The following is a 24,745-nucleotide window of genomic DNA, read 5'->3' as shown; positions in this document are numbered from 1 at the left end:
TGACCTTCCCCCGTCGTTAGGGCCGGTTTGATCTGGAATCTTCCGGTTGGGTTTCAGTGTTGAGCGGCAGCGTGGAGACCGCAAGAGTCTCAAGCGCTGGCGCGGTGGTTTTCATCAGGAACTCCGTTGGTGATAGATATCCGAGCGCCGAATGAGGGCGCTTGGTGTTGTAGTGATTTCGCCATCTTCCAATTTCTTCGCGCGCATGACGGAGGGATCGGAACCAGTGGAGGTTCAGACATTCGTCTCTGAACTTGCCATTGAAACTTTCGACGAAGGCGTTCTGCACTGGTTTTCCTGGCTCGATGAACCGCAGACGCACGCCGGTCCGCTCTGACCAGTCAAACATGGCCTTGCTGGTCCCTTCTGGGCCGTTGTCGAGGACGATTTCTGCCGGCAGCCCGACACGCAGTGCCAAGTCGTCCAGAAAGCGCGCCATGCGCGCCCCAGGGATCGACACATCGACGATTTGGCCGGGACAGAACCGGTTGTGGTCGTCGACAATGTTAAGCACCCGAAACCGGCGGCAGTCAGCCAACTGGTCGCCGACGAAGTCCAAGGACCATCGTTGCATCGGTCTTTCTGGCACCGTGGGTGCGACACGATCCCGCCTAGGCAGCTTGCGCCGCTTCTTCGTCCGAACCTGCAAGCCAAGCTCGGTGTAAAGCCTGTACGTGCGCTTGTGGTTCACCACCAAGCCTTCGCGTCGCATCATCGCGTGCAGGCGCAGATAGCCATAGCGCCGGTTCTCAGACGCCAGTTCTTTCATGCGCTTGATCGCAGCCTCATCGTTCTTCGGCAGTGGTCGATATTGCTGCACCGACCGGGACAGCCCGACGATCCGACAGGCCCTACGTTCGCTCAGACCCAGCTCGCTGATCAGAAACCCCACGGCTTTGCGCTTAGCCATGGGCGTTACCAATTTTTTGCCAGAAGTTCCTTCATCGAGGTCATGTCCAGCATCTGGTCCGCCACGATCCGCTTAAGCTTGGCGTTCTCCACTTCCAACTCACGCAGCCGTTTGGCCTCAGATGCATCCATCCCGCCATACTTCTTACGCCAGCTGTAGAATGTCGCCGAGCTGATGCCGTGACGCCGACAGATGTCATCCGTCTTCGCACCAGCCTCGCTCTCTTTCAGCACGCCGATGATCTGTTCTTCAGAAAAGCGCTTCCGCTTCATGGGTCTTCCTCCTTCATCCATTCAAAGGTGGAAAATTCCAGTTCGCAATGGCCCGGATATCGGGGGGAAGGTCAATCTGCTATCAAGTATCACTTTACAAAATAGATCAGGAGTACTGTCTCATAGTGACTGTTTTGTGTAGTGTCAGCGACTGCTTCAATGTTTGCTGATAGGGAGATGTGGGATTTGCACAGGTGACAAGTTTGGGTTCAAGACGGTAGTAGGTCCTGGTTGAGCTGCTACTTTGGTTTGGACGAAACCCGGCTGGAGGTTTTCTTGGCGTTGAGGCTCTGGGTGCTTGTTGCATGTCTAAGCCGTTCATCCGCGACTATCGGTGCGTTGTTCCCGATTGCGGTGTGGGGGCGAACTTCTTTGAAGTCCCTTCGCAACTCATCCATTTTTGAACTTGCATCGATGCTGTGATCTCGTCATGGGCTTTTAGCCAACTTAGTCGATGCTGATCGCACCTTGGTAAAGCGCATAGTAACTTTTGTTGCGGACCCCGGGTGTTCCGTCAATGAACTCGCACCAAAAGGCGAGATTTGTCGAAGCAACTTGGGGTAGCGACCTGCCTTGATAATATACCTTGTGCGCCAAGTCCCGAAATCCGTTGAGAGCTCGGGCGGTGCCAGCGCCGAAGTCCCCATCGATTTTGCCTTTGTAGAAACCGCGATCCCTCAGCTGCCGCTGCACGCACATCACGGCCAACTCGCGGTTTGTGCCCTGTAACCTCTCGTGACGAAAAAGTGCATCCCGTCGAAGGCTACCATGTGGAAAATCCTCTAAGAACAGTTCCCAGGCTCTTGGTGAGTTCAGCTTAGAAACAAAGGCGAAGAGTTCGTCTTCCGATAAATCTGCGGTCTCGCCTCTGGCTGCGGTTTCATCGTTCAGCTCTATCTCCACCTCAGTCTGCTCCGACAAGTAAACCTCAAGCGCCAGATCGTTCGTCACCATCGGAATCTGTTGGTCTTCGGTATCGGCCTTCACGTCGCGTATTACCCGTTTCATGAGCGTCAGGATTTCGACATCGTTGGTCGGAAGGTGTTGTGCGAGCGCTTTCGTGAAGGGCGAGTTCCTCGAGGTACCATCGTAGGCCACCTGACCGGGCGAGGCCGCAAACATGATCATCGAGCCTTCGAAGCGTGTGTTCATCGAGGTCAGGCCTCGCGTCGCGAGCGCTCGTGTCGCTGAATAGTTGCGTGTGTAGAACTCTGTCGCCAACGGATTGTCTCGGCACGCGTCGATGAAGACGAGTGCCGCGCGGCTTTTCGCTTCAAGCATCTGAACTATGCGGTCGAGGGGGAGCGCCTCGCTCTGAACGTCGAACTTGCTTCGCAACGCCGCATCGGTGCCCAAAAGGTAGTTCCGCCCCTCAAATTGCATCCCGTGACCTGCGTAATAGAAGAGCGTGATGTCCGCGTCCGTCGTTCGTTCTAGGAAGTCCGAGAATGCCCCCGCCAGATCTGCCCGCGAAAGGTCGGTCGCCAGTGTGACCTCGAAATCGAGGTCGACAAGAGTTCCGGCCACCAACTGTGCATCGTTTACGGGGTTTGCGAGAGGCAGCCCATTGACGTAGTCGGCGTTGCCAACAATAAACGCCGTCCGTTTCTCGGCCGCAGCGGGTCCGGCGAGCAGCAAAAAACAGGCAAAAGATAGAATGCGAAGCATCGCGACCCCAATCTGGATCAACTCAATAACCAAGCTATATGATCGAACCGCATATCGGCAAGCAGCAGAATACAGCAAACATCAGGCCTTTCTTTTGGGAAAGCCTTACGTCACTCGGCAAAGCTCGATCTTCGTGGAACGAAACTCGACGAACAGAATGCCGGACCTAGTCCGCTTTGGGCTCTCAGCTGACGTGGAAGGCAGTGCAGCATCTCTAAGTCTTAAGGCGAGCGACGTGGTCGCAGACGGCCCATAAACGACCTTGAATAAAGTCCAGAGATGTCGCACCGGCAGCCCGCATTCCCGACATGAACCCCAACTGCTCCACTTCAACGGTGCTGGTTGTATTCAAAACGGACCAAGTGGGCGTTGTACGTAGCGGCTCCTAAGCCAGCTTTCGGAACTCCGGAGAACCTTCCGTTATTTGTTTGCCGCCTGCAAACGTTGTGCAAGGCCTAACACCGCCAAGCAAAGCGGGGAAGGACTGGGCTCGGGACCATGATCAGCCATCTGACTTGCCTCTCGCCCTTTCTAGTAAATCTAAACTGCCTTCCAAACACTTTTGGCGATTGGGTTTGGAAACGCTTCTTTCCTGTAGGTTTCCAGCATTGGGATATACAGTTGGCAAATTCTGATGTGCTGTGGCGGAATATAGCTAGACCCTCTATCTGCAGGGTGCGATCCGGTTGCCCGCCTTCCTTCCCCTGCATAACAATCCATAGGCGCCTCCAAAATGGCCGATACAAGAACGTCAACTTCTGTCCAATCTTTTGGAAGAGCAAGAAAATACCGTAAGCCTTCGCGAACAGAAAAATAATTACCATTTATGAAACGCGTCACCGTCATGAAGTTCTCGTGGTCAATCCACCATGCACCGGACAATTGGGATCGCTCACGCGACGTACGTGAAGATGCAAAGCGATAGTACCTTTGACCAGTGTTGAGATGGATCCGCTTCGGTTTTTGTATGCCTCCGTTATACTCCACCCAATCACTACCAAACCTGGAAGCGCCTTTCGCAGAAGCAAGATACGAGCTCTTCTTGGAACCCACGAATGCATCAATATTTAGTGGTTCGGTCAAGCTGGTCGGCACCCAAAGCCTAATCAAAAAAGTTTCGAATTTATATTTTCAACCAAACATACTTGATCGAAACGATCGTGCGACTGTCATCTTCTGTTCCTTCTTAGTTTGCGAAGGTCAAGGTGTCTAGCTCGCTGTTTTGGAGTCACTCAGCATTCAGGTACGCGCTTCTGAATCCTGAAAGATGTCTTGTGAGCACCAATGAGGGAGCTTTCACAGTATTTATTCATGAAAATCCTCAATCAGCTACGGCCGTTACTAGTTATACGCGCAATACAGTGCAGTGGTTGGCAACAAAAAACAGGCGTTCGCGGCGATTGCGCTGACTGCTGTCGGTTGAACCAAAACACTTTTTAGTATGGAAACTCCAAATTGAAATCGTGAACACTGTTCTGACGCAACCACTCTAGTAACCGTTCCTCAATGCTATCACGTTGGTTTTGTGAAAGGTCAGGTGAAACTTCAGACAGCATGTCTGTGGCTTCCTGCACAAGTAGAGGTCCTCCGTTCCGCGGCATGCTGTTTCCAACCTCGATAGAAAGGTTCAGATAGAAGGCTGAAGTTTCGATATCTCGCTCCCCAAAATCTCCGTTTTCCCAACTTCTAGCAAGTTGCCAAATCGCCCAAGGAAAACCCCGCTCTATAGATAACTCAAGCAGTTCATAAGCCCTTACGGGGTTGCCAATCTCCATTCCTTCAGGCTTCAGCAACATTCGTGCGAGATGATATGGTGCGGAGTAACTTCCAAGTTGGATGGCTTGTTGGAAAAGCGCCATTGCGCGATTTCGATCCTTCTCAACACCCATGCCGTCGCGATGCAGCCTAGCAAGGTTCATCACTGAGGTACTGAACTCGAGTGCCACTCCCTTAGAGTAGTAGTCAAAGGCCTTTTGGTAGTTCTTCTCTTCAAGCCGGTAGAGGTTTCCGAGATAGTCGATGGCCCATGGGTTGTTGTCGTCTGCTGCAAGCTCTAGCCAACGCTTCGCTTCACTGATTGACTTGGGGACGCCTAAGCCTTCGCTGAACAGCTTTCCAAGAGCAACGCGTGCCGATGGATTCCCTTGGATTGCGGCCTCAAAATAGTGCTGGATCCCCAGTTTATCATCTGGGACCACACCGCGACCGTGTCTGTACATTAACCCTAGATTGAAATGAGCTGTCGCGTAACCTAGTTCCGCTGCTCTTTCGTAAAGCACTCGAGCCGTTTCAAAGTCTTCGGCAATATCAAGCGCTCGGGCCAGCAAAAAATTCAGGCGTGCGCTGCTAGAGTTCCTTGTAAGAGCAATACTACAATCCCTGATCGCGGTGTGTGTATTGACAAGACCACTCTCTACTGGACTTGCAAGTCGGTAAGGGTCATTGGGCTGCGACACCCAAAGGTCGCACCGCGTTAAGCTTACCGGTGCACCGAACGGTTGAACTACTTCCAAATCTGGCCGCGGGGGTACTGATTGACCATTTGTGTTTAGGTCAGAAGCTCTCTTAAGTGCTGCTTCGGCTGCTTTCGTGCCGGGATGAAGCGACGCAAACTCCTCGAAATCAACAGGGTCACGGCTGTTTTCTATAGCGCGCCAGTGCACTGCAGAAGTCAACGGGAGAACGTCTGCGTAGTCCTGGCTCAGCCGTTGTGAAGCAGGATGTAATACTATTTCATTTTCAATTGAACCCGAAACCCAAGGAAGCTGTCTGCCTTGGGTAGCTTGCCTGACTTTCTGTCTCACTAGTCGAAAAACGCCGTACAACTCCAGCTCTTCGACAGCGAGCGCAGAGACCAACGCTCCCGCATAAGGACTATTGACACCCGCTCCGTCAAACGCAACCTCACCTGCGCTTGTTGCATATGCCACAAGAGTTTCGCCTGTTGCTGCAACCCCAGCAAGACCATCGCCAAATACAACTTCTCCGGTATCAAATGGGTTCTCTCGGCAGGCATCTAAGACGACGATTTTGACTTCGGCCCTCGCTTCCTCGAGTGCTCCTATCACTGCATCGAGGCCGATTGCTTCAGTCTCTAGATCCCGCTCATCGCGCATAGAAAAACCCAATGGTAGCAACCAGTTGAGACCGTCTTTTTGAACCGCGTGTCCGGCATAGTAGAACAGTGTAAGCGCGCCTGGGTCCAGGTTTTCTGTAGTATCTTCGAGGAACGTGTCAAAGCTTGCTTTGTCGGCGTTCTCAAGCAAATGGATTTGAAAACCCAGGTCTGCGAGCGCACCGGCAAGAGAACGCACATCATTTATTGGATTGCGCAACTCAGCGCGACCACCGTACGCTGCGTTTCCGATCAAGATAGCATGCTTTGTGCTCTCCGTACTTATTAAATTTGAGTGAACAGGCGCGACCCATGCAAAAAGCAAACCGATTATAAAGAAAGTAATGAATGCAAGCCGGGCCACTAAGCAACTCCGTTAAAAACTTACTTGTCAAAAAGTGCTTATCCAAGGTCAATCTAGTTCCTCAATACTCTATCGCGGTTGGGCCCTTCGGGGCAAGCGTAGCAACTTTCTTGGATGCTGCAGAGCATAGAAACTTGGTACGTCTTCTCAATAGTCGTAGCCAGTGGTTGTGGTTGCGCAATATAAGCCGCGTCGCGGCAGTTGGCCTTGGGCCTTAGATTTCGGTGGGTACTAACGGCCCAAAGCCGCCGTTGGATTAATCCCACTTTGCCGAAGAGCAGCTTTCCGAAAGCGGACAGTGAACCAAGATTGTATTCGAACTGACTTCAGTGTCAGCTATGCGGACTTAGCGGTCATCACAAGCTGCAGCCGCTGTGTGCCAAAAGCCTACTGGCGCCAAGGCCGTCGGATATAATTGCACCCATACCACCGATGGGGACACCTAGGCGCGGAAGATGCGCCTACCTCCCAAAAGGATCACTATTCCTCCCTTCGGGTCGCTTGCGGGAAATGGAAAATTCCAGAAGAGTGAACCGCTACAACTTCGAAGCTGAGGAGCACAATTTGCAACTGCGAAGCGAACCTTATTGAAGTTAAAGCACGGGTGCAAGTGATGTGAGGTCTTCAGAATTCCGATGGAGTATTTTTCTGTAAACGCGGAGCGTTTCCTTTCGGACCTGCACAGCCTGCGCGGCTTCGGAAAGTGCGGGAACGGGGTGCAACGTCGGGCTTTTTCTGAGGCTGATATCGCCGCACGCGATTGGCTGGCGGGTCGTATGTCCGCAGCTGGATTGAAAACGCAGATCGATCCGGTCGGCAATGTTTTTGGGCTAACGGACGGCGCGTCTCTGCTTCTGGGCTCCCACTCAGATACTCAGCCGGAAGGCGGTTGGCTAGATGGCGCTCTGGGCGTCATCGCAGCTCTTGAAGTTGCCCGCGCGAGTGCGGAACAAGACGGGCCGCCAATCTCTGTTGTGAGCTTTCAGGACGAGGAAGGGAAATTCGGTGCACTTACCGGTAGCTCTATTTGGTCTGGGAAGCTCTCTCTGCAGGAGGCTGACAAAATAATCTCCGCCGACGGCGCACGCTTTGCGGATGAGCGTGCAAAACTGGGCGACCGAATTAGCGGTTTTGTGGAGCCAGCCCGCTTCACAGGCTTTCTGGAAATGCACATCGAGCAGGGCCCCGTGCTCGATGAAGCGCAAGAAGCGATTGGTGTGGTGACGAGCATAGTTGGGTTGCGCCAACTGCAGATTACAGTCGAAGGCCAGCAGAACCATGCCGGCACGACGCCGATGGCGTCGCGTCGTGATGCGTTTATGGCGGCGGCGCACTTCGCAGTGTTATTGGAGGACCGTTTTGCAAATGTCGTCACTCCTAGGACCGTCTGGACTATTGGCCATGTCCGCGTCGAGCCAAACGCGCCGTCCATCGTACCGGGCCGCGCCATTTTTACATTGCAGTGGCGTGACCCCGACTTTGACCGCCTCGAACGCATTGAAAAGGTCATCGTCGAGACGTTGCGGGATGCTGCGACAGAAACAGGCTGCACTTTCCGGTCTGAGCGTCTCAGGAAGGATCTGGTCCCCATGCCGATGGATACGAGGCTTGAAAAGGCCTGCGCAGAAGCCGCAGAGAAAGTGGCGCCCGGGCGGTGGCGAAGAATGCCTTCGGGCGCCTTGCACGACGCGTCTAATGTCTCTGCACTGATGCCCGTTGGGATGTTGTTTGTCCCCTCGATCAACGGCATCTCGCATTCCTTCGAGGAAGACACCGCGGAAGAGGACCTTGTGACCGGCCTTAACGTGCTAGCCGAAGCCGCGATGAGGCTCTCTCGCCCGGCTTAACACGGGCGAGCTTTCTCCCCGATGTCCCAAAACAGACCCGTCATCAGGCGCAGCGCATTGCGCGAAACTGACTTCAGAACATGCTCGTTCGGCGCGTGTTGCGAACATCCGCGATAGGAGTGTGGTACCCAGACGGTTGGAAGACCCAGAACCTCCGAGAAGACCTCGTTCGGCAAAGACCCCGCAAGGTTTGGAAGAATATGCGGTGACTTGCCGGTGGTTTCCTCAAGCGAGCGCGCGACGAATTTCGCCCATGGATGATCGGGCGACAGTCGCGTGGCGTTGAAAAACCCCCTCGCGTGCGGAACGATTTCCACGGACTGAAACCCGTGCGCATCAAGATGGCGCCGAAGCGCGGGCAGGATGTCGGCTTGATCTGTGCCGACAACATAACGCAATTGGCAGGCTGCTTTGGCATGCGCTGGAATCGCATTGACTGGGGCCTCAGGCACCCCGCTTTTCATCGCCAGAACCGCGAAACTGTTCCAACCATAGACCCGTTCCGCCGGCGTCAGGCTTTCCTCGCCCCAGTCCTTGTCGACCTCCGGGCCGTCGCTGCCCTCGACCGGTAGATTGCGCAGCGCCTCTCGCACATCCTCTGTCAGGCTGGTGGGCCGCCACTCCGGGATGCGTATTTGCCCACGCGCATCGGTGATGGTGGACAGTGCTTGCGCAAGGATCATGGCCGGGTCTGCCAGCAAGCCACCCCAGTTTCCAGAGTGGTGAGCACCCTCGCGCAAATCGACGATCAGATCAAAGGAAACGCCACCTCTAGCCCCCATGAACATAGTCGGTGTGTCGGGTTGAAGGCGCGGCCCGTCCGAGGCAATCAGGACATCCGCCACTAGGTCATCCTTGTGGTCTTCGCAAAATGCCGAGAGGCCGGGTGAGCCCATTTCCTCGCCCATTTCGAGAATGACGCGGCAGTTGAACCCGAGCGATCCACGGGTCTGCAGAACCGCGTTCAAGGCCGCCATGTTGATCAGGTGCTGACTTTTGTTGTCGGCGGTTCCGCGCCCGTAGAGCCTGCCGTTTTCTTCGACCAGGCGAAAGGGATGCAGTCCGTTTCGCCACTGATCGGTTTGCGCCCGGATAACGTCCCCATGCCCGTAGGACAGAACAGTTGGAAGACCGTCCTCTTCGATACGTTCGGCAACCAGAAATGGCCCTGCATTCTCCACTGGGTTTGGGTGGATCTCGCAGGTGAACCCCATTTCGCGAAAACGGGGCGCCATTGCCTTTTCCAGATACCCGGGCAGCTCGGTGGACTTTGACGGTTCCTGGCTTTCCGTTTCGTAGGCTACGAGGTCTGCAAGCTCTTGGGCAAAAAGGCCGATGTCAAAGAAGGTTTCGGCGCTTTCGATCGCGGATGTTCTTGTCATGATTTGCACATCAGATCGGCGGGCGCACGTCATCCGGGATCGGACACTTGTAGGGCGTGTGGTCGAGCTGGTCCTCATGGGTTTGCTTGGCGGCATCTATCAGGGAGTCCTGCTCAACCAATCGGCACGCGGTCGCGGCCATAACCTTTGCTGCATAGACCATGCCCTTATGCGCGGCCGGCGCCTTGCCCTGCGCAACGGTCTGCCAGGTATGAAAGGGCGTCCCGATCGCACAGGTGGCGACCCGCGCCTGAACCGTGGGGACTGCCCAGCTTACGTCTCCTACGTCGGTTGAGCCTTCGCCGCCATCGCTCTGGCGGTCGAGCGGTGCAATGAAATCGCAAAGTACCAACCCTTTCTGGGGCTTGGCGCCGATCCGTTTGAACGTTGTGTCGATGTCCGCATCTGTGAGCGTGGCTTGAATGTCACGAGCGAACGCCGCATCCTCGCTGTCAAACGGAACCGGCCCCAGTTTTTCCAGCTCACCTTGCATCGTTTCCTCAAGAGGTCGGTTTCCGAGAAGGTTCGACACCCCAGAGAACACCTGGCTAGTGACCTTGGTTTCGGTCATCAGGGCGGCGCCTTCGGCAATATTGCGCACACGGGCGATCAAATCGTTCAGTTCCGGCAGTGAGCCGGCGCGCACCAATTGGCGAACGGTCGCTTTTGCCTGAACCACGTTCGGCGCCACGCCTCCGGAGTCGAGATACGCGTAATGAACGCGTGCATTGTCTGGCATGTGTTCACGCAGATAGTTCACCCCGACATTCATGAGCTCAACGGCATCAAGGGCCGAACGGCCCAGTTCCGGGGCACCGGCGGCGTGCGCGGCTTTGCCGTGGAACGTGAAATCGATCCGGGTATTCGCGAGCGAGCGGGCCTCGTTCACACCGGTAAAGGTCGCAGGATGCCAGGAAATGGCGGCGTCGACATCATCGAACAGCCCCTCGCGCACCATGTAGGTCTTCGCGGCTCCGCCTTCTTCGGCGGGACAACCATAATAACGCACGCGCCCCTTGATGCCGTTTTCAGCCAGCCAGTCTTTGACCGCCGTGGCCGCCAAGAGCGCCGCGGCACCCAGAAGGTTGTGTCCGCAACCATGCCCGTTTCCGCCTTCTTCAAGCGGGGAATGCTCGGCGACACCCGGTGCCTGACTGAGATATGGCAGCGCATCGAACTCGCCCAGGATTGCGATGACCGGTCCTTCGTCACCTGCCTCGCCGACCACAGCTGTGGGGATGCCCGCGGCGTTCTCGGTAACCTTGAAACCCTGGGCCTGGAGCATGCGGGTATGTTCCGCGACCGACCGGACCTCCTTGTAAAGGGTCTCGGGTGTATCGAAGACCCGGTCTGACAAGTCTACAAACTCGGCACGATGGCGGTCGACATGGTCCCAGATTGGGTCAGCGTTCTTCACGGGTATCTCCAGACAATTGTCTCAAACAGTTTCAGCGTGTTCCAGAAGGCAAGCTGTTTCGCGCCCGCCTCGCCCGGCTTTTAGTTCGGGAACAGTGGCGCGGCATTCGGCTGTCGCGACCGGGCAACGGGGATGGAAAGTGCATCCGGTCGGCGGGTCGAGCGGCGAAGGGATCTCACCCTTTATCGGGGCGAACTCCCGGCGGCGCTGGTCGAGGCGGGGCGCCTCCGCCAGAAGCGCCTTCGTGTAAGGGTGCCTTGGGTCGGAGAAGATCTCTTCCGTCGAGGCACTTTCGACGATCCGCCCCAGATACATGATCGCCACACGATCCGCGATATGCTCAACGACGCTCAGGTCGTGGCTGATGAACAAGTACGTCAGCCCAAGTTCCTCGCGCAGATCCATGAAGAGGTTGATCACCTGCGCCTGGATGGAAACGTCGAGAGCTGCGATGGCTTCGTCACAGACAAGGAACTTCGGCTTCACGGCAAGGGCACGGGCAATGCCGATCCTTTGCCGCTGACCACCGGAGAACTGGTGCGCGTAGCGCCGTTTAAGTGACGGGTCCAGCCCGACCTTGCGCATCACGTCATCCACATAGTCCGGAAGCTCCGCCTTAGTGACGACCCCGTGCATCCGAGGCGCTTCGCCAATGATGTCCTCGACCCGCATGCGCGGGTTAAGACTTGCGAACGGATCCTGAAAGATCATCTGGATGGCAAGGGTCGCCGCTTTCTTTTCCGCGCCTTTTAGCGCGGCGATGTCTCGGCCTTTATAGAAAACCTGACCATCGCTGGCTGCATGGATACCAGCAACCACGCGCCCCAAAGTGGACTTGCCGCAGCCGGACTCGCCAACAAGACCCAGCACTTCACCTGGTTGGATCGAGAGGTTCACGCTTTCGACCGCGTGAACGGTTTCTTCGCGGATATTCGCTCCAAGGCGCTGCGCGATCTTGCCCGCCACATCGAGCCTTTTTGTAAAGCGTTTCGAGACGCTGCGGATTTCAACCAATGGCTCCGTCATTGTGCCGCCTCGACAGTTTCTTGCGGGTTGAAGCACCGCAGGTTCCGACCCGAAACCTCCTCGATCGGTGGTTGTGCGGAACAGGCAGCCGTCTTGGCCTGACACCGCGGGCCAAATGCGCATCCTTCGGGCAGCGCGAGCATGTTGGGTGTCATCCCTTCGATCTGGAACAGGCGTTGCCCGCGGCGGTTGGCTGTGGGCACCGACCCAAGCAGACCAACCGTGTAGGGGTGAAGCGGTCGGTCGATCACGTCGTCGATGCCTCCCTGCTCGACGATGCGCCCGGCATACATAACCGATATCCGGTCCGCGAGACCCGCAACGACGGCCAGATCGTGCGTGATCCAGATCATCGCCGTTCCGGTCTGCTTGATGAGCTTTTGCGCCTCGTGGATGATCTGCGCCTGAATGGTCACATCGAGCGCGGTTGTCGGTTCATCCGCGATGATCAGATCGGGTTTGTTCAGAAACGCGATTGCAATGGCAACGCGCTGCCGCATGCCGCCTGAAAGCTGATGAGGATAGGCTTGGAGTCGCTCTTCCGGCGACGGAATACCGACAAGGCCGAGCGCGTCACGGCTCATTTCCCAAGCGGTCTGCCGGCTTACGGTCTCGTGCGCGAGAATGGCCTCGATCATTTGCGTGTCGACCCTAAGCACAGGGTTCAGGGTCATCATCGGGTCCTGAAAGATCATGGATATCCGGTTGCCACGCAGGCTTTTGAGACGTTCCTCCGGCGCGTTTGCGATCTCGGTTCCGTTGAACCGGATCGAGCCTTCGACAATACGCCCCGGCGGGTCAATCAGACCAAGGATAGAGAACCCGGTGATCGACTTGCCGGACCCGGACTCGCCCACCAGCCCCATGACCTCTCCTTTGGAGACCGTGAAGTCCACGCCATCCACGGCCTTCACAATACCTGCATGGGTGAAGAAATGGGTTTTCAGCACGCTTACCTCGAGAACAGCGGTCATTTCTTCATCCTCGGGTTCAGCACGTCTCGGAGATGGTCACCGACAAGGTTGATCGAGACCACGGTGAACAGCAGCGCAAGGCCGGGGAACACCGATATCCAATATCGCCCCGAAAGCATGTATTCGAAGCCGTTCGCGATAAGAACGCCAAGCGACGGCTCTGTTTGCGGCAGCCCAACGCCCAGAAAGGACAGCGTCGCTTCGAGCGAGATCGCACTCGCGGTCTGAACCGTTCCCACGACGATCAAGGGTGCCATGCAGTTCGGCAGGATATGGCGGAAAACGATCCGCAAACGCGAGATGCCAAGGCACTGCGCGGCTTCAACATATTCCTTGTTGCGTTCGACCAGCGCCGTCGCACGCACGGTTCGCGCATAATATGCCCACTGTGCGACGACGAGCGCGAGAATGATCTTGTCCACGCCTTTCCCAAGGGCCGCCACCAGCATCAGCGCGACGAGCGACGCGGGGAAGGATAGCTGGAGGTCGACGACGCGCATGATTACCGCTTCGGTCCGACCGCCCACATAGGCGGCGAACAGGCCGATCGCCATGCCGATCAGCAAAGCGATCACCCCGGAGGCCAGGCCCACCGAGAGCGAAATGCGCAGTCCGTAAAGGATGGCGGAATAGAGGTCCCGCCCAGCCCCATCAGACCCGAGCCACATGGTGTAGCCGGCAAAGGCCTCGGACCCGGGCGGCAGTCGGCCATCGAGCACGTCGACCTGCGCCAAATCGTAGGGGTTCTGCGGCGTGATCCACGGAGCAAGCAGCGCCAGAGCGACGATTACACCAAACAGACCAAGCGCGACTGTCGCGATTTTGCTTTCAAAGAACTCTGCTCGGAAGCGTTGAAACGGTGTTTCAACCTTCACTGGCGCGGTGGCGGTGGTTTCGGATGCGGATATGTCTGTCATGTGCCTTGATCCTGCAGCCGGACCCTCGGATCGAGGAGAGAGTAGAGAATATCCACGATCAGATTGATCAGAACGAAGAACAGAACGATGATCATCAGGTACGCGACGACAACAGGTCGATCGAGCTGCAGGATCGCGTCAATCAGCAGCTTGCCCATACCGGGCCATGCAAAGATCGTCTCGGTCACGACCGAGAAGCCGATGAGACTGCCGAACTCCAGCCCCATTACCGTGACGACTGGGATCATGATGTTCTTCATTACGTGGACGAAAATGATGCGACGGGTCGAGAGACCCTTTGCGCGAGCGTACTTCACGTAGTCCTGGCCCATCGCCTCCCGCACCCCTGCGCGGGTCAATCGAATGGCGAGGGAAATCTTCAGAAGCGCAAGGTTCAGCGCGGGCAGGAAGATGTGGCTCAGCCCGTCGCGGGTGAACAGGCTGCTTTCGATCCCAAGAAATGTCCCAAGATCGCCGCGCCCTGTTGCGGGAACCCATCCTAGTTCCACCGCGAACAGCATGATCAGCATCAGGCCGACCCAAAACGTGGGCAATGAGAACCCCAGTATGGACCCGGCCATGATCCCCTTTGAGATCGGGTTGTCGGGATAAAGCCCGGCATAGAGGCCAAGCGGGATGCCAATGACAATCGCCAGCATCAGCGCGGTGAATGCAAGTTCCATCGTGGCAGGCATGTGATGCAAGATCAGCTGCAGGGCTGGCTCGCCAAAGATGAAGCTGTTGCCCAGATCGCCTTGCGCCGCGCCTTTCAGGAACAGCCAGTATTGTTCATGGATCGGGCGGTCCAATCCGAGGCGCTCGATGGTTGCCGCGATATCGGCCTGATCGGCATCGGGGCTGACCAGCATGTACACAGGGTCGCCGACAATGTTGACGCCGAAGAAAACGATCACCGACATCAGGAATACGACCAGCAGCGCCTGCATCAAGCGGCGGATCACAAAAACAGTCATGGGATGTAGCCCTCGAAGGGGTGGGTAGCCGGGCCGCGCGAACGCGCGACCCGGACGGGTGCGGTTACTCTTTCACCACGCCCATGGCGAGCGTGTACTCGTCCGTGCGTGCGATGTACTTGAGTCCCGCTTTTGCGGCCCAGGTATTGACCTGGAAGTGCGTCGGAATGATCGCGACATTGTTGATGGCGCGCTCAGTTGCAGCGGCCAGAAGGTCCTGACGCTTGGCGTCATCGACTGTCCGAAGTGCTTCCTCGATCAAGGCATCCGTTTCCGCATCCGAATGCCGTCCGCGGTTGGACGAGCCAAAGCCCTTATCCGGGTTGAACGTATGGATCAGCGACTTCAGCGGCGAAGAGGCCTCACCAGACCCTGCGCCCCAGCCGACGAGGATGAAGCTAAACTCAGGCAGGTCACCCTCTGCACCACGGGACGCGCGGCCGAAGTAAACGGAACGCGGCATGGTCTCGACTGCGGTCTTGATGCCAATGCGGGTCAGCATCTGTGCAACGGCTTCGGCGATCTTTGCATCGTTGATGTAGCGATCGTTCGGACCGTGGATCGTCATCTCAAACCCGTCGGCGAACCCAGCTTCTGCAAGCAGTGCCTTCGCACCTTCGGGATCATAAGCCACAACCTCAAGATTGTCGGACACACCAAAGAAGCCTTCGGGCAACAACTGGCCGGCAGGCAGAGCCACGCCTTCCATCACCCGCTCGACAATAGCATCGCGGTTAATGGCCATGCTGATTGCCTTCCGGACGCGCACGTCCATAAGCGGGTTCTTGATGTCCCCACCGCCATTCGCTTTCACGAATGGGGAGTCTTCACGGAACTGGTCCATGTGGAGATAGATCACCCGGTTTGAGACGCCCTGGCTTAACTGCAGATCATCATTTGCTTCCAGAGTTGCAATGTCGGTAGTCGGAACTGAGGCAATCATATCGACATCGCCGGCCAGCAATGCAGCGACCCGGCTAGGACCGGATGAAATCGGACGGAATTCAACTTCCGACCACTCCGGCGCCTCGCCCCAGTAGTCGTCGTTACGCTCCACTACAATCGACTCGCCAGGTGTGTAGCTTACAAACTTGAAGGGGCCGGTTCCCACCGCGGCCACGCCAGAATTGAAGTCTTCGGTCGCGGCTCCACATCCGGTTTCGTCCGAGATAATCCGAATGGTCGAGATATCGTTCGCCATCAGGGGATAAGGCTCAGCCGTCTTGAAATGGACGGTATAGTCATCGACTTTTTCTACTGACTTGCCCTTCAGATACGTTCCGAAGCTCGAAGGAGAGTTCGGGACGTTCGGTGCCCGCTCAATGGTGCAAACCACGTCATCGGCGTTGAAGTCGGATCCGTCATGGAACTTAACGCCTTCGCGTAGTTTGAATTCCCATGTCAGGTCATCGATGGGTTGCCAAGACACGGCAAGGCCGGGAATGAGACGCTGTTTCTCATCCTGATCGACCAGTCGATCAAAAATGTGCAGCGTCATGGCATTGTTCGGGCCGAGGTTGTGGAAATGCGGGTCCATCGCTGTGGGCTCTGACGCCAAACCGATGGTCAACTTCTCCGCGGTGGCGGCTCCTGCCCCAATAGCCAGAATGCCGGCGGCGACAGCCGTCGCAGCTGTGAGTTTCTTCATAAAAGACTCCCTGTTCATTTGGCGCTTGTTAGAACCGAATCTTTGCCCGGAGTTGCGCCACAGCGAAATGCTAGCTACCACAAAAATCATTGCCAATACTCAATTCTATGCGTTTTTGCATACACCAATCCGATCCGACGGATGGAGATTGGGTGACGGGTCCATAAGAATGGAAATGAAATGACTGAGCATCGACACCGCCTGCGCGAGTTTGAATCGCTACGCGCGCTGGTCACGACAGGTACGACCATCGGGGCGGCACGCAGACTGGGCGTGTCGCAATCTGCAGTCAGTCGCTCGCTGTCTCAGCTTGAAGCTCGGGTCGGGCGTTCTCTCTTTGTCCGGAAGTCGGGGCGCATAGAACCCACGCACGAGGCGCTCCGTCTGAACGCGAAACTCGACCCGATTTTCGAAACTCTTGCGCAGATCGAGGGTGCAGAATGGGCAGCTCCGGAAGATGAACCATTGCGCCTTATTGTTCCCCCGACCCTGGCGCATCATTTCGTCATCAAACGCGTCGCCAGCTTTCTAAAAACCAACCCAGGGCGGCGTCTGCAACTTGATATTCAAGCCACGGACGTCTTGGTCTCTGGCATTCTGGACCTGCGGTATGACTTGGGACTGACAAGCGGCATGATCCAAAGGTCCGGAGTGCATCTTGTTCCCTGGCGAACAAGTCAAGCCGTGTGCGCGATGCCAATCGGACATCCTCTCGCGGAGAAAAAGGCCGTTGCTCCGGAAGACCTCGAAGGTGTGAACCTAATCGAATTCCTAAGAAGATTGGGTACACGCGCGACGATGGAACAGATTTTCGCGCGCGCTGGTATCCACCCCCGACAGGTGGCCGAAACGGCAACGAATATGGCGGCGCTCGAACTCGTCCGGGAGGGGCTGGGCGTAGCAATCGTCAACCCGTTCCCGCTCCTAACCTCGGGAATGGAGGGGATCGAAGTTCGCCCCTTCGACGCACCGATCGCGTACAAGACGAGCTTCGTTCTCCCTTCCGGATTGCCGCCTTCGCAGCTCGCGCGTCAGTTCATGAGCTTTGTCAAAGTGACAACGCCTAAAGATCAGTACTCGGAGCCTGCCTAGTGCAGATCAGCTCGGGACCAGACAGTGTTTTCATCCATCGGATAGTTGGGCCTAGGCAGATGCTGAAATGGCCACCGATCGTGAACGGGGCTGGTCAGGCCGCCAGTATCGACCTCAAAGACTTGTTCCGAGGAAAACCACGGCGAAAACCCGGCCCGGAAATGGCCTCTGGATTTGACCACGACGGTGCGCGCCGCAGCTATGTCGAGCCCGAATGCATTGAAGAAGACGGGATCGGCTGTTTGTGTACGATCGGTGATTACCACCACCGTGATCCCGCCGATGCGCAGTGCCGCAGATGGACCCAAAATCAACCTGCGCCCAGCGGTCATGCCCTCTTCGCCCACCACCTCACCATTATGAAGCGAAACAACTTCGGCTTCCGCTTCAAAAGGGACGTCCCACTGTGCCCAAGGCGCACTCGCGTTTCGGGTGCGGTTAAAGTGCGCGACAAAGCGCCCGCCAACTCCGGTCGCATGGGCATCCCGAGCAAGCTCCGGGTCGCAAAAGGATCCGTAAAGACAGTCTTTAGCACCCGCACGATACAGCGCGGAGAGAAGCTCGGTCGTCCGGCCGCTACCACCCCCACCCGGGTTGTCGCCGGCATCGGAGAAGATGACTGGACGTCGGTCACCTGCTTTCGCAAGGGCCACAGCGTCCTCGAGCGATGTCAATTGCCGGACAAAATCCTCCCGCAAAGACCAGGCTTTGGTGGCCAGCTCGGAGGCGAGCGCTTCAGCAACTTTTTGATCGTCTCGCGCGGAAACCACGATGCTCAACCCATTGTCAGGGGTGTCGGAAAACAGAAAATTCCCGAAAACAGAGACATTCAGGATTTGGCTTCGATACTCAGCCTGCCGCCTCTGGCCAAAGTCGATCAAGCTCCCATAGGGGTGCTCGGCGCTCAAAAGCGTCACCGATGCCGGTACCAGGGGCAGTTTGATATGCGCCAACTTCGGGCGCTCGCCAGATGCCAGCGCACGGCGGATAGAAAAGGCGGCCTCCTCTCCGCGTTCAATCTGATCGACATGCGGGTTAGTGCGGTAGCCTACAATCAAATCGCAGGCATCGACCATTCGTTGAGAGATGTTTGCGTGCAGATCGAGCGTCGACACGATCAACACATCCGGACCCACGACATCGCGCACGCGTGCCATCAGCAAACCATCGGGGTCATGGTCGTGCTCGGCAACCATTGCACCGTGGTTGCAGATGTAGACGGCATCGAGCGACCCGCATGCGCGCAAGGTCGCTTCGCAAGTGCCAATCACCTCTTCAATGACGGCTTCCCGCACTGGCCCGGCGGGATGGCTGGCCGCCAACATACAGGGCACTGGCGTCCAATCCCCGGTGGCATCCATCGCGCGTACAAACGCCGCAAACTCGGTCGCGAGTTTTGGCGTCTCGGATCGAGCTTCACTCATCAACGCATCGCCAGTGAGCAACGTCAGCGATTGGAAGTCGTCAAGCTCGGCAGGCGGGGCGAAACGGTTGGATTCAAGAATAGCGCCGAGAAGGGCGACCCGGGGTTTTGTCATTTCATGGCCTTTGCGCAACGACATTCTGAGGGAGGAAACAGGAACAGATGAGCGAGATCAACATTCCGAATGAGTATGCTGTCGAACTTCCGACGCCGGATATCGAACCTTATGCAGACGGGAATACGGGGATCCCTTTCGTCTGGCGCTTTGACAGCGGCCAGCCGGGTCCGAATGTCATGGTCAGCGCCATCGTCCATGGAAATGAACCCTGTGGCGTGATCGCGCTCGAGTGGCTGTTTCAGAAAGGTATTAAGCCAATTGCTGGCACGTTGACGCTTGCTTTCATGAATGTGGAGGCCTACCGCGCCTTCGATCCGGCGGACCCATTCAAAACGCGTTGGCTTGACGAAGATATGAACCGGGTCTGGGGCGACGAGGTTCTAGACGGTGATCGAACCAGCATCGAGTTGCGGCGCGCCCGGGAAGTGCGTCCGATCCTAGAGGATATCGACTACCTCCTGGACATTCACAGCATGCAACACCTCGCCCCGCCTTTGATGATGTCGGGCCGGCACGCCAAGGCCAAGGAGCTTTCTGTAAAAATCGGCGTCCCGGAGCTGGTAGTGGGCGATGCCGGGCACGCCGCGGGCCGCCGCATGCGCGACTACGGCGCGTTTGACGAAGCGAGATCGGAAAAGACCGCTCTGTTGATCGAGTGCGGCCAGCACTGGGCGGCCGCTTCAGGCACGCTCGCTGTTGAGGCCATGGTGCGGTTTCTCACCGCGACCGGAACGATCTCTCGCGAACTTGCTGAGCCTTTGGGCAAGACGCCAGGCCAGCAGTGTTTCACTGTCGTTCAGGCCGTCACGATCGAGAGCGAGACCTTCACGTTCGAGAAACCCTTCACCGGAGGAGAAGTCATCGCAGACGCCGGAACCCTTGTTGGCCACGACGGTGATCGCCCCATCCGAACACCGGCCAAAGACACGATGCTGGTGATGCCGTCAAAACGCCTTTGGAGAGGCCAAACAGCGGTCAGGTTTGCCGTTCCTGATCGTCAAACCTGAAGTCGAATGCTGTGAACAACACCTTCGTGAAGCTATTAAGTTCTTAGTACCCGTGAGGGTCGCGCTACACGTTACTCACGTCCGCTTTCCGCTCGTAGGAGACATCTGACAAAGTCGGTTGGGCCAACGATCCGAACGTCCGCTTCAGGCAATCAAGCCTGATGGTTTGGAGGTTGCAGCGAAGGTCCGCGCTCCGCCCTTATGTACAACTACCTAACGACTAAGCGTTACCGGCTGACGCCCGTCGCAAAACGAAAGCGTTGGTGGGCACGTGAGCGGCTAGAGAAGCGCCGAGGTTTATTGAAGCGAAGTCTCAGCGAGAGAAAGAACCTAAACCGCGTGGTGGGGTTTTCGGGCGACGCTGTTTGCGTGTTGTCAGCTCACTGAACGGTTTGCCTATCGTACGATTCTTCCGCACTTGCAGCCCGGTAAAACTAGTCCATTCGCGGTGCGAGACTCCACAATCTGGTGTGTCCGTCCGGACGAAGAATGACCCCTTAGAGTGTGCTGTGGTTTGATTTTCGGGACATTTAGGTGACCGTTCTCACCAGTTTTGTCCCATTGCTTCGTCGTGCATTTCTCTTTCGCTCACAGTTTTGGTCGTTTTGCGACTACGACCTCAACGCACAACAACCAGCCAATCCGTTCACTCTAAACCATGCGCTTTTTCGTCGAGATATCGGCTATGAAGGGCCACACGGATCGTCGCCATTTCGGTGCCTCTATCCTCAAGGTCTTCGTGCTCAACCCTTTGAAGTTCGGAGATTGGTTTGCCAGCTTGTAGAGTCTATCGAAGTTCAAACTCTTAGTTGGGTCTCAAGGATTGTGTATCACGCGCTGGGCGTTAAACGCGATCCCACCGACCTCTGAATGGTCCTATCTCACTTTTCAGCTGTTTCGCGATGCCGAACCGAGTGTACCTCGCGGTCGTCCCCGATACCTGGCCTTGTGGCGCGTCATACTTGGCTCTTACCAGTTGCCCTTGAGGCTTCTCTTCGCCACGAAAGGGCTTGGCTGTATTCTCGACCCACTTGCCGTTCTTGTGCACCCAACTCCTCTCGCCCTTTCCCAAATACGCCGCGAGCCGCTCACCGGAACCATCGGGATCGAAATTTGCTGAGAGATGCCAAGTGCCGTACTCACCGCGGGTCACTTCACCTGTTGTTGCCTTCGTCACAGGCGCACGCACGGCCTTCTCGCCGAAGATCTCCCCAAACTTCTCGGCCAAAGCTGCGTGTCCAGCCGCCGGTGCATGCAATGCGACATGCCAGTGGTCCAAACCGTCACTACAGATCTCACGGCACCAGAGGTAAGCCAGTTGAATCCCGAACCTCTGGCGCAAGTGTCGCCGCAAGATCTCCAACACGAACTTGGGCCGCTCTTGAACCGGGCGTGACAGCAATTTGTCAGCGAAGTATTGCGCACCTGTCCACCGCACCGTCAGAAGCAGGGTGATCGGTGTTCCTAAGCGGTTTGCCGCATGTGCGGCCTCGATAAAGTAGGCCTGTGCCCCGATGGGAAGCGTTGCGCTCACCTTGGCCGTTGTCTCGCTCACTCGCTTCTTGGGGAGCGCTCGCGAGCCAACGGCCAAGCTGGCTAGGGGATCACCTTCACTGCTCGAAGAGACTGCAAAGGCGCCATACGTCAAAGGATCTGCGGGAGCTTTATAGGAGTCTGTCTCCAAATCCGTCGGAACTCGGTTTTCTTGTTCAAGTTCAGACATTTGCTCACAGCTCCCGCATTTCATTGATAAAAGCAACGATATCCGCGCGCCGGTATCGAACGGTGCGATACCCCAGACGCACCATCGCCGGACCGTCGCCCCGCCACGCGCATTTCTGAAGAAATGACCTGGTCAGGCCGAATTCCTTTTCGACCTGTGTCCTGCTGAGAAGCTCGTTGCCTGAAGGCAATGCAGGCGGGTCGGAAAATCTTCTGGAGAATTCTGAAAGAGGTCGTTCAGCCATGACGTAGGTCCTTCTTCTAATTCATGGCACCTAATAATGCGCAGATCGCTGTTGATGAGAACAGGAAGCTTTGGACAGAATTGAGCAAGCTCTGAAGCGTATTCTGTCCAAGAAAAGAACTTGACATGCCCAAAGCACTAATTGCCTCGCACCGGTGAGTGTAGGAGCTGAAGACTTGCGGCTTTGCGTTAGGTGATAAGGTGGAAGACAGGTGAAAGATGGCGGCCAACGCCGCTTTGCTAGAACCCACCTAAGTCAATGATTTCAGTGGTGAGCCGTGCAGGATTCGAACCTGCGACCCACTGATTAAAAGTCAGTTGCTCTACCAACTGAGCTAACGGCCCACTCTGGCGGCCCGTTTAGCCAGTGGTTTCAGAGGGGTCAAGGGGGACGGAGCAGAATCTTAAAGCGTTCTGGAATTTGCCGCAGAGGCGGCGTATATGCCGCCCATGCAAGACACCCCACTCACCGGATTGCCATTTTACAAGATGCACGGGCTTGGCAACGACTTCGTAGTTATCGACCGGCGTGCGCGGGTTTTCGATGTGCCTCAGGCGCTGGTGATAGCCCTCGCGGATCGGCATCGAGGGGTGGGATTCGACCAGCTTGCTGTGATCGACAATGGCCAGAACTGTGATGCCCGCCTGACGTTTTACAACGCGGATGGATCCACCTCCGCTGCGTGCGGAAACGCAACGCGGTGCATTGCACGAATGATCCTGGATGAAGCGGGCAAGCCGGAACTGAGGCTTGAAACGGAACGCGGGGTTCTTGCAGCAACCGACCTGAAGGATGGCACGACGGCCGTGAACATGGGGCCGCCACAGACGCTCTGGTCGGAGATTCCGCTGGCAACAGCAATGGACACGCTGCAGTTGCCGATTGAGGGCGGACCGGTCGGAACGGGAATGGGCAATCCTCACTGCACGTTCTTCGTGGCCGACGCGGAGGCTGTGCCGCTTGAAACCTTTGGTCCGCGATACGAAACGCACCCGTTGTTCCCGCAACGCACCAATGTGCAAGTGGCACAAGTTACCGGGCCGGACCATATCCGCATGCGGGTATGGGAACGTGGTGTTGGTGTGACACTTGCATCGGGTTCGTCGTCCTGCGCGGTTGCCGTCGCAGCCGCGCGCAGAGCGCTCACCGGTAGGAAGGTGACAGTCGATCTGGATGGCGGTACGATCGAAGTTGATTGGCGCGAAGATGGGGTCTGGATGTCCGGGCCGACCATGACGGTGTTCGAAGGCCACCTTACGCGCCAGTTTCTGGACTCGCTGAAATGACCGCCCCCCGCTTCACCACCTTGGGGTGTCGTCTGAATGCCTATGAATCCGAGGCCATGCGCGAGATGGCCGAAGCCGCCGGGCTTTCCGATGCTCTGGTCGTGAATACCTGCGCGGTGACCTCGGAGGCTGTCCGCAAGTCTCGTCAGGAAATTCGGCGCCTGAGGCGCGATCACCCGGATGCTCCGATCATCGTCACAGGCTGCGCCGCTCAGACAGAGCCCGAGACCTTTGCGAACATGCCGGAGGTTACGCGCGTCATCGGGAACGCGGAAAAGATGCGGCCCGAAACCTGGGCAGCTCTTGCACCAGATCTGATTGGTCAGACAGAGCGGATACAGGTTGATGACATCATGTCGGTGCGCGAAACGGCCGGTCATCTGATCGACGGGTTTGGACGGCACCGCGCCTATGTGCAGGTGCAAAATGGCTGCGATCATCGTTGCACCTTCTGCATCATTCCCTATGGCCGCGGGAATTCCCGTTCCGTGCCTGCCGGCGTCGTGGTGGATCAGATCAAGCGATTGATCGACAAGGGGTTCAACGAAGTTGTCCTGACGGGTGTTGACCTTACGTCTTGGGGCGCGGACCTGCCCGCCACTCCACGTCTGGGGGATCTGGTTATGCGAATCCTGCGCCTGGTTCCCGATCTGCCCAGACTGCGGATCAGTTCGATCGACAGTATCGAGGCGGATGAGAACCTCATGCGTGCGATCGCGACAGAGCCTCGCTTGATGCCCCATCTTCACCTGAGCCTTCAGGCCGGAGATGATCTGATCCTCAAGCGGATGAAACGGCGACATTTGCGGGACGATGCCATCGCGTTTTGCGAGGAAGCGCGGCGTTTGCGGCCCGAAATGACCTTTGGCGCAGATATCATAGCCGGGTTCCCGACAGAGACCGAAGCCATGTTCCGGAACTCTCTGAAGCTGGTGCATGAATGCGATCTGACCTGGCTTCACGTTTTTCCCTACAGCGCGCGCAAAGGCACGCCCGCGGCGCGTATGCCGGAGGTAGATGGCTCCGTGATCAAGAATCGCGCCGCACGGTTGCGTGACGCAGGGAAGGTGCAGGTTGCAAGGCATCTGGCCGCCCAGATCGGCCGTTCGCACAAGGTCCTGCTAGAGAAACCGCGCCTTGGGCGGACCGAACAATTCACCGAAGTTCAATTCAATGCGGATCAGCCGGAGGGGCAGATCGTTCAGGCCGTCATTCAGGGGCACGATGGCCGCCGTTTGGCGGCCTGACCTGTCTGGTTCTGCCGCGGACGGAAAATTCGCAGGCCATGCGTCGACTCGAAAAACCGACTCAGCTAAAAAGAACAAAATAGGAACTTTT

The 24,745-nt window shown here is 56.8% G+C and carries 20 protein-coding genes and 1 tRNA gene; 6 read left to right on the top strand and 15 right to left on the bottom strand.

Annotation, left to right across the window (positions count from 1 at the left end):
- Window positions 1-16 precede the first annotated feature (16 nt).
- The 4 genes from ACP15N_RS14220 to ACP15N_RS14205 form a co-directional block, all read right to left on the bottom strand.
- A protein-coding gene (locus ACP15N_RS14220) for an IS3 family transposase (RefSeq protein WP_425092124.1) occupies window positions 17-1,182 on the bottom strand; the annotation gives its coding sequence in 2 pieces (ribosomal slippage) (window positions 17-930 and window positions 930-1,182; 1,167 coding nt in all).
- A gap of 447 nt (window positions 1,183-1,629) precedes the next feature.
- Window positions 1,630-2,928 (bottom strand): caspase family protein, encoded by a 1,299-nt coding sequence (locus ACP15N_RS14215; protein ID WP_425092974.1) that lies wholly within the window; start codon window positions 2,926-2,928, stop codon window positions 1,630-1,632.
- 462 nt (window positions 2,929-3,390) lie between these two features.
- Complete coding sequence (locus ACP15N_RS14210) at window positions 3,391-3,903, bottom strand: hypothetical protein (RefSeq protein ID WP_425092973.1); 513 nt, start codon at window positions 3,901-3,903, stop codon at window positions 3,391-3,393.
- A gap of 383 nt (window positions 3,904-4,286) precedes the next feature.
- On the bottom strand, window positions 4,287-6,329 hold the full coding sequence (locus ACP15N_RS14205; protein ID WP_425092972.1) for a caspase family protein: 2,043 nt from the start codon (window positions 6,327-6,329) through the stop codon (window positions 4,287-4,289).
- Between the two features lie 635 nt (window positions 6,330-6,964).
- Between ACP15N_RS14205 and ACP15N_RS14200 the strand changes: the two genes are divergently transcribed.
- Window positions 6,965-8,176: a hydantoinase/carbamoylase family amidase gene (locus ACP15N_RS14200; protein ID WP_425092971.1), complete on the top strand. Its 1,212-nt coding sequence runs from the start codon at window positions 6,965-6,967 to the stop codon at window positions 8,174-8,176.
- On the opposite strand, the gene ACP15N_RS14195 is transcribed toward ACP15N_RS14200, so the two are convergent.
- The 7 genes from ACP15N_RS14195 to ACP15N_RS14165 form a co-directional block, all read right to left on the bottom strand.
- Window positions 8,173-9,558, bottom strand: coding sequence for a M20 family metallopeptidase (locus ACP15N_RS14195; protein ID WP_425092970.1), 1,386 nt, complete (start codon window positions 9,556-9,558; stop codon window positions 8,173-8,175). The two genes, ACP15N_RS14200 and ACP15N_RS14195, sit on opposite strands and share 4 nt — an antisense overlap.
- Before the next feature lie 10 nt (window positions 9,559-9,568).
- The gene (locus ACP15N_RS14190) at window positions 9,569-10,975 is read right to left on the bottom strand and encodes an amidohydrolase (RefSeq protein ID WP_425092969.1); all 1,407 of its coding nucleotides are present in this window, start codon (window positions 10,973-10,975) and stop codon (window positions 9,569-9,571) included.
- Between the two features lie 21 nt (window positions 10,976-10,996).
- Window positions 10,997-12,001, bottom strand: a complete 1,005-nt coding sequence (locus tag ACP15N_RS14185; protein WP_425092968.1) for an ABC transporter ATP-binding protein — start codon at window positions 11,999-12,001, stop codon at window positions 10,997-10,999.
- Complete coding sequence (locus tag ACP15N_RS14180; protein WP_425092967.1) at window positions 11,998-12,975, bottom strand: ABC transporter ATP-binding protein; 978 nt, start codon at window positions 12,973-12,975, stop codon at window positions 11,998-12,000. The genes ACP15N_RS14185 and ACP15N_RS14180 overlap by 4 nt, the downstream gene beginning before the upstream one ends.
- On the bottom strand, window positions 12,972-13,892 hold the full coding sequence (locus ACP15N_RS14175) for an ABC transporter permease (RefSeq protein ID WP_425092966.1): 921 nt from the start codon (window positions 13,890-13,892) through the stop codon (window positions 12,972-12,974). The genes ACP15N_RS14180 and ACP15N_RS14175 overlap by 4 nt, the downstream gene beginning before the upstream one ends.
- The gene (locus ACP15N_RS14170; RefSeq protein WP_425092965.1) at window positions 13,889-14,866 is read right to left on the bottom strand and encodes an ABC transporter permease; all 978 of its coding nucleotides are present in this window, start codon (window positions 14,864-14,866) and stop codon (window positions 13,889-13,891) included. The genes ACP15N_RS14175 and ACP15N_RS14170 overlap by 4 nt, the downstream gene beginning before the upstream one ends.
- A gap of 64 nt (window positions 14,867-14,930) precedes the next feature.
- Entirely contained in the window at window positions 14,931-16,604 is a 1,674-nt protein-coding gene (locus ACP15N_RS14165; protein ID WP_425092964.1) for an ABC transporter substrate-binding protein, read from the bottom strand.
- Window positions 16,605-16,694: 90 nt separating this feature from the next.
- On the opposite strand from ACP15N_RS14165, the gene ACP15N_RS14160 reads away from it, so the two are divergent.
- On the top strand, window positions 16,695-17,606 hold the full coding sequence (locus ACP15N_RS14160) for a LysR family transcriptional regulator (RefSeq protein WP_425092963.1): 912 nt from the start codon (window positions 16,695-16,697) through the stop codon (window positions 17,604-17,606).
- On the opposite strand, the gene ACP15N_RS14155 is transcribed toward ACP15N_RS14160, so the two are convergent.
- Window positions 17,603-19,168: a M81 family metallopeptidase gene (locus tag ACP15N_RS14155; RefSeq protein WP_425092962.1), complete on the bottom strand. Its 1,566-nt coding sequence runs from the start codon at window positions 19,166-19,168 to the stop codon at window positions 17,603-17,605. The genes ACP15N_RS14160 and ACP15N_RS14155 overlap by 4 nt on opposite strands.
- Window positions 19,169-19,191: 23 nt before the next feature.
- On the opposite strand from ACP15N_RS14155, the gene ACP15N_RS14150 reads away from it, so the two are divergent.
- Together ACP15N_RS14150 and ACP15N_RS14145 are read left to right on the top strand one after the other, a co-directional pair.
- Window positions 19,192-20,154 (top strand): succinylglutamate desuccinylase, encoded by a 963-nt coding sequence (locus ACP15N_RS14150; RefSeq protein WP_425092961.1) that lies wholly within the window; start codon window positions 19,192-19,194, stop codon window positions 20,152-20,154.
- A 658-nt stretch (window positions 20,155-20,812) separates the two neighbouring features.
- On the top strand, window positions 20,813-20,938 hold the full coding sequence (locus ACP15N_RS14145; RefSeq protein WP_425092960.1) for a hypothetical protein: 126 nt from the start codon (window positions 20,813-20,815) through the stop codon (window positions 20,936-20,938).
- 60 nt (window positions 20,939-20,998) lie between these two features.
- On the opposite strand, the gene ACP15N_RS14140 is transcribed toward ACP15N_RS14145, so the two are convergent.
- From ACP15N_RS14140 to ACP15N_RS14130, 3 genes are all read right to left on the bottom strand, one after another.
- Window positions 20,999-21,709, bottom strand: a complete 711-nt coding sequence (locus ACP15N_RS14140) for a hypothetical protein (protein ID WP_425092959.1) — start codon at window positions 21,707-21,709, stop codon at window positions 20,999-21,001.
- 172 nt (window positions 21,710-21,881) lie between these two features.
- Window positions 21,882-22,121: a helix-turn-helix transcriptional regulator gene (locus ACP15N_RS14135; RefSeq protein WP_425092958.1), complete on the bottom strand. Its 240-nt coding sequence runs from the start codon at window positions 22,119-22,121 to the stop codon at window positions 21,882-21,884.
- Window positions 22,122-22,389: 268 nt separating this feature from the next.
- Window positions 22,390-22,465 (bottom strand) — tRNA-Lys (locus ACP15N_RS14130).
- Between the two features lie 96 nt (window positions 22,466-22,561).
- On the opposite strand from ACP15N_RS14130, the gene dapF reads away from it, so the two are divergent.
- On the top strand, window positions 22,562-23,407 hold the full coding sequence (gene dapF, locus ACP15N_RS14125; protein WP_425092957.1) for a diaminopimelate epimerase: 846 nt from the start codon (window positions 22,562-22,564) through the stop codon (window positions 23,405-23,407).
- A complete protein-coding gene (gene mtaB, locus ACP15N_RS14120; RefSeq protein ID WP_425092956.1) occupies window positions 23,404-24,654 on the top strand; it encodes a tRNA (N(6)-L-threonylcarbamoyladenosine(37)-C(2))-methylthiotransferase MtaB in 1,251 nt (416 codons plus the stop codon). The genes dapF and mtaB overlap by 4 nt, the downstream gene beginning before the upstream one ends.
- The last annotated feature ends 91 nt before the right edge of the window (window positions 24,655-24,745 follow it).

It is taken from the genome of Tropicimonas sp. S265A, from assembly GCF_049800835.1.
In the GTDB taxonomy this organism is placed as follows: Bacteria; Pseudomonadota; Alphaproteobacteria; order Rhodobacterales; family Rhodobacteraceae; genus Dinoroseobacter.
Note: the sequence above shows the minus strand (reverse complement) of the source record. Positions and strands in the feature narration are given on the sequence as shown.

Coding starts and splice junctions, on each gene's coding strand:
- ACP15N_RS14200 (WP_425092971.1), top strand. CDS start 6,965: ATGGAGTATTTTTCTGTAAACGCGGAGCGTTTCCTTTCGGACCTGCAC.
- ACP15N_RS14195 (WP_425092970.1), bottom strand. CDS start 9,558: ATGACAAGAACATCCGCGATCGAAAGCGCCGAAACCTTCTTTGACATC.
- ACP15N_RS14185 (WP_425092968.1), bottom strand. CDS start 12,001: ATGACGGAGCCATTGGTTGAAATCCGCAGCGTCTCGAAACGCTTTACA.
- ACP15N_RS14180 (WP_425092967.1), bottom strand. CDS start 12,975: ATGACCGCTGTTCTCGAGGTAAGCGTGCTGAAAACCCATTTCTTCACC.
- ACP15N_RS14175 (WP_425092966.1), bottom strand. CDS start 13,892: ATGACAGACATATCCGCATCCGAAACCACCGCCACCGCGCCAGTGAAG.
- ACP15N_RS14170 (WP_425092965.1), bottom strand. CDS start 14,866: ATGACTGTTTTTGTGATCCGCCGCTTGATGCAGGCGCTGCTGGTCGTA.
- ACP15N_RS14165 (WP_425092964.1), bottom strand. CDS start 16,604: ATGATTTTTGTGGTAGCTAGCATTTCGCTGTGGCGCAACTCCGGGCAA.
- ACP15N_RS14160 (WP_425092963.1), top strand. CDS start 16,695: ATGACTGAGCATCGACACCGCCTGCGCGAGTTTGAATCGCTACGCGCG.
- ACP15N_RS14155 (WP_425092962.1), bottom strand. CDS start 19,168: ATGTCGTTGCGCAAAGGCCATGAAATGACAAAACCCCGGGTCGCCCTT.
- ACP15N_RS14150 (WP_425092961.1), top strand. CDS start 19,192: ATGAGCGAGATCAACATTCCGAATGAGTATGCTGTCGAACTTCCGACG.
- ACP15N_RS14145 (WP_425092960.1), top strand. CDS start 20,813: ATGCGCTTTTTCGTCGAGATATCGGCTATGAAGGGCCACACGGATCGT.
- ACP15N_RS14135 (WP_425092958.1), bottom strand. CDS start 22,121: ATGGCTGAACGACCTCTTTCAGAATTCTCCAGAAGATTTTCCGACCCG.
- dapF (WP_425092957.1), top strand. CDS start 22,562: ATGCCGCCCATGCAAGACACCCCACTCACCGGATTGCCATTTTACAAG.
- mtaB (WP_425092956.1), top strand. CDS start 23,404: ATGACCGCCCCCCGCTTCACCACCTTGGGGTGTCGTCTGAATGCCTAT.